General features: G+C 56.5%; 3 protein-coding genes. All 3 read left to right on the top strand.

From position 1 onward, the window contains the following. On the top strand, window positions 1-1408 hold a 1408-nt coding region (locus NKJ06_RS34495), incomplete at its 5' end, for an FAD/NAD(P)-dependent oxidoreductase (RefSeq protein WP_352812386.1). Window positions 1409-1568: 160 nt separating this feature from the next. Beyond that, entirely contained in the window at window positions 1569-2489 is a 921-nt protein-coding gene (locus tag NKJ06_RS34490) for a LysR family transcriptional regulator (RefSeq protein WP_352812384.1), read from the top strand. A gap of 971 nt (window positions 2490-3460) precedes the next feature. Continuing rightward, window positions 3461-4582, top strand: a 1122-nt coding sequence (locus tag NKJ06_RS34485) for an ABC transporter transmembrane domain-containing protein (RefSeq protein ID WP_352812382.1), incomplete at its 3' end; no start/stop codon positions are given.

Here is a 4582-nt window from a genome sequence, read left to right as displayed (position 1 = left end):
AATTGCCGTGAAAAAATATGATCTGGTCGTCATCGGCGCCGGTCCTGCCGGATTGGCCGGCGCGTTACAGGCGCACGAACTAGGCTTATCTGTCGTGGTACTAGACGACGGGAAACGGCCCGGCGGGCAGATTTACCGCAATCTCGAGAACCTGACTGACAAAATGCGGTCGATCTTGGGGAAAAATTATTTGAATGGCGAAAGTTTGCTTGGAGACGCCAAGCACATGGGCCTTGATATTAGGACAGAAGCAGTAGTCTGGCATGTCTCTTCCGAGAAGATAGTATACTTCGTGCATAAAGACGAAGTGGTAGTGGTTGAAGCTGAATCCATAATGCTTGCCACGGGTGCGCTTGAGCGACCTTTTCCAGTTCCCGGGTGGACCTTGCCAGGCGTCATGACCGCTGGCGCTGCACAGATAGCAATGAAATCCGGCTCGGCCATTCCAGCCGGACGGATCGTACTGGCGGGCTGCGGCCCGCTTTTGTATCTCGTCGCGGGCCAGTTGGCGCAGGCTGGAGCCGATGTCCAAGCTGTGCTCGACACTACCCCACGCGGAAACTACTGGCGCGCTATTCGCCATACCAAGCTTGGGTCCACGAGCCTCAAGCAGCTTTTAGACGGCATTGGAATGATCCGAGCGATATCTGCCTATGGCATCCGCAAGATACGCCAAGTCAACGACATAAGGATTCGTGGCGAAAACCGTGCGGAAGCTGTGGAATATTCCACTCCCCGCGAGTCCGGAATTATCGAAGCCGATTGCATTCTTCTCCACCAAGGCGTCGTACCCAACATACAGCTGTACAGACATTTAGGCTGCGAGATTAAATGGGATGATTCACAGCTCTGCTTTCACCCATCGATCGCCGGAAATTGGGAAACGAGCGTACCGGGCGTATTCGCGGTCGGCGACAATGCGGGCATAATGGGAGCAAAGGCAGCAGAATATTCGGCTCGTTTGGCGGCACTTCACATCGCAGAAAACAACAAGCGGATTATCGATCCGAAGACCAGGAATTCCATCCAGCGAAAATTTCGCCAACTCACTGAAATACGCAAATTTCTGGATACGCTGTATCGACCACCGTCACAGTTCAGAATTCCACTGCGGGAAAATACGGTGATATGCCGCTGCGAGGAAATTGCCGCGGGCGAGATCACAGATTTGGCAGCCGCTGGCTGTGTAGGGCCAAACCAGGCCAAATTTTTCACTCGATGTGGCATGGGCCCTTGTCAGGGACGCAATTGCGGGCTCACTGTCACCGAATTGTTCGCGCACGTTACAGGAAAGTCACCGGATCAGGTGGGATACTACACTATGCGTTCACCAATACGGCCTTTACCGTTGGCAGCCCTCGCCCGTGTCAAAACGAACGGCCTCGCAGCGGATATCGAGTTTTCCTGACGGAGCGTTTGAATCGTACGCTCAAAAAGCCGTAATCCAGTCGTCGAAACAAGGGATTCCATGAAGAAGTCGAGGTTTTCGAGCGCGCTGACCGCCTTCATTCTGCGCCGATCTCGTGGTATTAAACTGAAGTTGGTCGACTTTCGCTCGGCAGCGGTTGATGAAATTTAATCAGATTGAGGCATATCGCGCTGTCATGCTTGCCGGGAGCGTGAGTGACGCAGCTCATTTCCTGAACGTTTCCCAGCCTGGCATAAGCCGCCTCATTAAGGATCTCGAACGTTCGATTGGATTTGATCTATTCGACCGAATCCCGGGAAGAATCGTACCCACTCCCGAAGGTGAGGCGTTTTTCAAATATGTTCAGCGGACTTATTCGGGCATTCAATATCTTGAAGGCGCAGCAAAGGACATCGCCAATCTCAAGCATGACCGGCTTCGCGTTGCTTCATTTCCCGCTGCATCCCTTGAAGTGGTGCCGAGGTCCATTGTGAGGATGAATGCAGCTTACCCGGACCTTAAGATAAGACTTGAAGTACGCAGCTCCCTGAGGATTCTGGATCTTGTTTCCAGTCGGCAAGTCGATGTCGGCATTGCTGCATTTCCGGTTGACTATCCGGGTGTCATTCTCGAACGTGTCTATGAACCTTTCTGCAAGTGTGTTCTGCCGGCGGGACATCCCAAAAGCCGTCTGAGTAGAATCTCGCTCGAAGACCTGAAGAACGAGACGAATATCGGAATCTCGGAAGACCTTACAATCGGAAAGGCGTTGATTCTGGCCGGGATTGAATCAAACGTAAAGATCGACAACCTGATCGAGACGACCTCCGGATATACGATTTGCAAAATGGTTGAAATGGGACTGGGTGTCGGCCTGGTCGACCCGCTTGCCGCATCCTTGTTCCGGGAGAGCAGCGTCGTGGCGGTTGAATTCAAACCGGATGTCAAGTTCGGGTTTGCGATTGTGCTGTCTGAACACGCAATTCGATCACGCGCCGTGGATAAATTCATCAAGATCCTGAATGACACCGTTAAGCGATCGATATATCCGGCGGAGTTTGAGCCTCATACCATTTCCTGACCAACTCAGGATCTAACCCCATCGACACGAAACTTCCCGGTGGCTGTCGAACGTAGGATTCGCGCCATGACGCGCGAATCGTCTTTGATGAGCAACCGGCAGTTCGAGCCCCGATATTGGCGCTGAGCGGCTGAAGCGCTGAAGCGCAAACATCCGCGCTGTTCGACCGTGCTGATTATTTTATTAAAGACCGGACGAATGTTCCGACGAACAATCGCCGCCGGGGCAAGCGGATATGCAGCCAAGAAGATCAATCTCGGCGAAGAATTCCAGATAGTCGCCCGGGGCGCACCGGGCTCCGTATCGCAAGTGAAGCCTGTGCCGCGGTAGATTCGACAACCATCGGATAGCATGTCGCGGGTGTTGACCTCGAGGAAGGAAATGACGCCGGCGACAGCAGGCCCCCGGCGAGTTACGGGCTGCCACGTGACCGATTTTGAAACCCCTCAGGCAGACGATTCCGCAGACTTCTACCGCCTTGTTCCAACCCAGGCTTTCTCTTCCACATTTTTCGGAGCACAACATTGCACAAGCGCGGAACGCGGTTGAACGAGGCGTGAATTTCGCGTTTCCCCGCGGAGGAATCCTGTCCGCCATTCTTGGGAAAACGCCCCGGCAACCGATACCTCCTGTCGGGTTGGTCGAGTCCGCGACACGGTGCTGGTCGGCCTCGTTTCCTGCGCTTATTTCTGCGCCGCATTTAAGCCATTGAATAACATTTAAAAAATTGTTCCAAGGCTTCCTCTCGCGCAGTTGGCGCGATTCTTGATGCTCCCTGATCGTAAGGCGGCAGTAGTTCTGCCGACCGATATGCATGTCGTGGTGACGTAGCCATCGATGTACCGAAGCGAAGGAAAGTATCATGCCAAGTCCGCGTCAGATCGCATTCTGATAGACGTTTTCGTCCTCTCATCGAGTTTCTATGTTCAGCTTTGTTGGGAACGAGCGTCTTGAAGCGCTCGTCTAGAACCATGAGTCATTTCCGTGTCGATCTGCGCGGGGGCGCTTTTCGTAACGTGTTCGCCTTCATCACTCCCCATTGGATGCGGCAGGCGACCCGGCTCGCAGTCATCATGGCAGCGGTGCTTGCCGCGACGCTAGCTGACCTCTTGACGCCGCTCTATTCGGGCCGTCTCGTCGGTGCTGTTGCCGGTGGTGCTGCCGTGGAAGTGATGGCCTGGGATGCTGCCCTTGCAGCCTTCTCCATGCTGATTGCGCTCGCGCTCGGCGCCCTCGTCATGCGTCAAATCGCCTTCATTGGCATGGTCGATTTGACCTTGAAGATGATGTCCGACATATCGAGCGAGGCGTTCCGTCGCGTTCAGCGCCTTCCGACCGACTGGCATGGCAACAGCTTCGCCGGCTCGACGGTGCGCAAGATCACGCGCGGCATGTGGGCGCTTGATCTCTTGAACGACACGATCCTGGTCGTGTTGTTCCCTTCGCTCATCATGATCGTCGGTTCGACCGTGTTGCTCGGCTGGAACTGGCTGGGCATGGGCCTGATCATCGCTTGCGGCTTGCTCGTCTATGTCGCGCTGACGATCACGTTGTCACTCGGCTACGTCGCCCCGGCGGCGGGGCTGGCCAATAGCTGGGACACCCGGCTCGGCGGTGTGCTAGCGGACGCAATCAGCTGCAACGCAGTGGTCAAAGGCTTCGGCGCCGAGGTGCGGGAAGACGAGCGTCTCGCGACGGTCATCGCCAAGTGGCGGCACCGGACGCGCCGGACCTGGGCACGCGAGGCGATTAACGGCACGATCCAGGGCATCACGCTGCTCGCACTTTGGGCGGCGGTGATCGGCTATGCCCTGCATCTATGGTCGCGCGGCCGGGCAACCCCGGGCGATATCGCTTTCATGCTCACCTCTTTCTTCGTCCTGCAGGGCTATCTGCGCGATGTCGGCATGCATGTGCGCAACATCCAGCGCTCGGTCAATGACATGGAGGAGTTGGTCGATATGCAGAGCCAGGCGCGCGGGGTTGGCGGGCGGGGGGGGGGGGGGGCGCGGCGGGGGCGGCCGCGGCCGGGTGGCGCGCCGCGCCGCGCCCGCCCCCCCGCCCGGCCCCCCCCCCCCCCCCGCACCTACACC

The sequence above is a fragment of the Mesorhizobium sp. M0293 genome (genome assembly GCF_040321735.1).
Taxonomy (GTDB): Bacteria; Pseudomonadota; Alphaproteobacteria; order Rhizobiales; family Rhizobiaceae; genus Mesorhizobium.
This window is presented reverse-complemented; position numbering and strand designations above follow the sequence as displayed.

Bases quoted from the DNA above. Each gene is read 5' to 3' on its own strand.
- NKJ06_RS34490 (WP_352812384.1), top strand. From the start codon at position 1,569: ATGAAATTTAATCAGATTGAGGCATATCGCGCTGTCATGCTTGCCGGG.